This window comes from Microcoleus sp. S13_B4 (genome assembly GCF_036700885.1).
GTDB lineage: Bacteria > Cyanobacteriota > Cyanobacteriia > Cyanobacteriales > Microcoleaceae > Microcoleus.
The window spans coordinates 1-3,493 of sequence record NZ_JAUBPU010000123.1; the positions used below are offsets into that span (position 1 = coordinate 1).

4 protein-coding genes and 1 pseudogene are annotated in these 3,493 nt (G+C 42.5%); 3 read left to right on the plus strand and 2 right to left on the minus strand.

Annotation, left to right across the window (positions count from 1 at the left end):
• Positions 1-275 precede the first annotated feature (275 nt).
• Positions 276-845, plus strand: coding sequence for an ISAs1 family transposase (locus tag QT994_RS27340; RefSeq protein ID WP_333180231.1), 570 nt, complete (start codon positions 276-278; stop codon positions 843-845).
• On the opposite strand, the gene QT994_RS27985 is transcribed toward QT994_RS27340, so the two are convergent.
• Positions 793-996 (minus strand): hypothetical protein, encoded by a 204-nt coding sequence (locus QT994_RS27985; RefSeq protein WP_445243953.1) that lies wholly within the window; start codon positions 994-996, stop codon positions 793-795. The genes QT994_RS27340 and QT994_RS27985 overlap by 53 nt on opposite strands.
• A gap of 57 nt (positions 997-1,053) precedes the next feature.
• Positions 1,054-1,470, minus strand: a complete 417-nt coding sequence (locus QT994_RS27345; protein ID WP_333180232.1) for a transposase family protein — start codon at positions 1,468-1,470, stop codon at positions 1,054-1,056.
• Between the two features lie 363 nt (positions 1,471-1,833).
• On the opposite strand from QT994_RS27345, the gene tnpC reads away from it, so the two are divergent.
• Both tnpC and QT994_RS27355 read left to right on the plus strand, forming a co-directional pair.
• Positions 1,834-3,291, plus strand: coding sequence for an IS66 family transposase (gene tnpC, locus QT994_RS27350; RefSeq protein ID WP_333180235.1), 1,458 nt, complete (start codon positions 1,834-1,836; stop codon positions 3,289-3,291).
• A 59-nt stretch (positions 3,292-3,350) separates the two neighbouring features.
• A pseudogene (locus QT994_RS27355) lies at positions 3,351-3,493 on the plus strand (IS701 family transposase); the annotation flags it as partial.

Consider the following 3,493-nt stretch of genomic DNA (forward strand, 5'->3'; position numbering starts at 1 on the left):
CTTAAACGGCTTAATTGGTAAATCACCAAAAGCTGCTTAAGTATTTTTACTCATCACAAAAGTGACACGCTCCCAAGTGTTACGCGGGTCCTATGAGTGTCCCACTGAGGACCCAACTGTCGATTCGCATCCAGCAATCATGCTGGTGACTGCCTACATTGTAGAAGGTGGTTTGATTCTCGAACCCTATGAGGTGGCATCAAAAACGAATTAAATCACCGCACTCCCGGTTCTTATTCAGAAGATGGCAGTTAAGGGTGTAGTCTTCGCCTTTGATGCCATCAGTACCCAAAAAAACTGCTCAGACCATCATTGATAGTGGTAATGATTACTTGGGCGCACTCAAAGGCAATCAATCCAGATTGTTGGCCGCAGTACAAGCCAAATTTCAAGCGCAAGAGACGATATTCCAGATCGACAAAGGGCATGGTCGGATTGAAAAACGCACCGTCAGCATTAGTCATGACCTGACTGGAATTCCTGATTTTCCGGGACTGCAAACCTTAATTCGAGTTGAATCCGAACGTGCTGTGCATCGAGCCTCCATCATTGAAGTCTCTACCGAAACCCGCTATTACGTGACCTCCTTGACCGAAACGGCCAGACGCCTTGCCGACAGAGTTCGAGGCTATTGGGGGGTCGAAAACAAAGTTCATTATGTTCGCGATGTCACCCCTCGGGCGAAGATGCTTCTCGTATTCGCACCAACGGGCTTGTTCAATGTTGGGCAATCGCACGCAATTTTGCCCTCAATTTGTATCGCGATTATGGCTTTCAAAACATGGCTCAAGCTCAACGTCTCGCTGGCTTTAATTTTAACATCCTCAAAGACTTGTTTAGAATGAAATAGCCCTGCTCAGAACCCCAACTCTGTAAGACTTTAGGCAGATCTTCTATCCGTCTAGATTCGACAATAGCCAAGAGCTGTCTAGTCTCTATATCTACTAATACAGCACAATAGTTTTCCTGGCCTTTTACCAAGGCAATTTCATCCATACCAAGTCTTCTAAGTTGTGAAGGTTTTTCTATTAATAACTCTTGGGCTACATCTTTTCACATTGTTTGAACTTCTTCTTCGCTCAACCCATTTCTTCGGGTTACACTCCGAATATTGCTGTCTAAAACTTCTTCAATAATTCGGTGAGCGAGCCTTTTCGTATAATTTCTATTTTTGCCGACACAATCTAAAGATTCACTAAAAGGTTTTTGACATTTTTCGCATTTGAATTGACGGCAGTTTACTCGCAAATAAACAAATCGAGTGGCTGTGGGTAAATCTTTAACTAAATGCCAATGATTTTGATGGAGTCTGTCACTTTTTAGGTCACATTTAGGACAATAAGCTTGCTGTTGCTCTCCTTCTATATGTATAATTACTCCGATTTCTTTATGAAACTGATAATCCTTAATTAATACCCCAGGCAAGTCCAATAATTTGGCGATGAGATTAAGCTGAGCGTTGGAAGGCATAATTGACTTTTGATACCAAAATTTTTGCTTTCTACTTTATTTTATCGGCAAGCAAGCTAAAAGTCAAGCTGGGATTAGCTTTCATCCAATATATGTACAACAAAAATTAAAAAAGTTAGAAATTTACTAACTTTTTAGCATAAGAACTACCGGAGAGCCAGAAAAACAAGTGAGATTAGAACGACTGGCACGGGTATTCCCTTATCCAATTACAACGGAAAGTCGGCGCAGAAAACTACAAAGATTTCTGGATTTACCCAATTTAACTATCTTAGGACTTACGCATTGACAGAATAACAAAATAGTAAGGATTCAGGTGAAAAATAGTTGATTGAAAGCCGAAAAATCTGGTAATGTATTCAGATGAGCGAAAAGCCAGAGTTATCAGCAGCACTAAAATTAGAAATAGTTGACCAGTTGAGCCGTGAGGATCTGGTCAAAATTGTGCTAACCCAACAGAAGCTGATTGAAAAATTACAACAAGAACTCGAAAAGCTCAAAGAGAGACAGCCCAGCAATAGCAAAACATCATCGAAACCCCCATCAAGCGATCTCATACAGAAATCAGAACTCGCCAAAGTTGATAACTCAAAAGAATCAGAAAAAGAGCCAAAGCCAAAACCAGGAGGACAGCGGGGACATATCGGTAAAACCCGAAAAGGATTTGGGCGAGTAGATAGATATCAAATCAGCACTCCTGACTATTGTGAGCATTGTGGTAGCAGAGAATTAAGTGATGCGATTGGTTATAGCAAGCAGCAAGTAGCGTGTTTAGCAGCCTTACCAATTGAAGTGGTGGAATATCAACGAGTCAAATGTCAATGCCTAGAATGTGGAGCAATGGTGATGGGCTCACCAGCATCCGAGATAGTTCCAGGACAAGACTTAAGCATCGAGCTACAAGCATTATTGGTATGGCTAGGTAATTATGGGCACATATCCTACGAAAAGCAACAAGAGTTCCTGCGCGAACTAGGTGGAATCTCCATAGGAATAGCGACATTACAAGCGACAAATGCGCGGGTAGCCGATGCTGTAAAGTCTGCCGTTGAAGCCTTATGGAAATGGGCACCCTTACAAGCCAACGTCCATGTCGATGAAACCCCTTGGTGTGTCAAGGGAGTCAAAGAATGGTTGTGGACAGCTACGGGTCAAGATTTTTGCCTGTTTCATGCTGCGGATACTCGCAGTAGAGCCGAATTAGAGACGATGTTGGGGCATGAATTTGCTGGAGTGTTGAGCTCTGATGATTTTAGCGTCTACAACGGTGTGATTGTGGGAGCCCAACAAAAATGTTTAGCCCATCTACGGCGACATTTTAAGAAAGTTCTGCTTCTTAGTTACGGTAACAATACAGTTGTCGCCTCTGCGTTCTTGGAATTAATTGATGAGGCATTTCGACAACATCGACAATGGCGGGAACACCCTGAAGAGCTTGATTATCAGACTTGGGCGAGGGACTTTAAGACCAGGTTGGCAGAATTGTTAAATACTTGGCAAGGTCATGTTGGTCATGCTGCGGGACTTTTATTGCGCTCGTTGCGTGAGAAAGCACATCAATGGTGGTACTTTTTAGACCATCCTTCCATTCCTCCTGATAATAATTTGGCAGAACGTTCTCTCCGATTAGCCGTGACGAAGCGTAAGGTATCTGGGGGCTCCCGGTCAATGTCTCGGTTTGAACAAACTGCTGATTTGTTATCTGTGATTCCGACTTGTCGGTTTCAGGGTAAAAGCGCAATGGCTTTTTTTCGTGATGCTATATCTGCCCATTCTTGTAACTTTTTCATGCCTTCTCTTATTCCCCAATCAAAGACCTAAATCCTTACACAAAATAGTGCATTGATAAATAAGGGTCGTCTAGTAATGGGTATGGGAGAATGAGAGAAATTACTAAACCCTCGACAGCAGAATGCAATCTAGACATCTACACCTTATTTTTGCTTGCAGAGCCAAAATATGGAGGGTGTAGTAGGTTAGCCGAGATATTGGGAGATGTTTCACATGATAGTATCAATCGCTT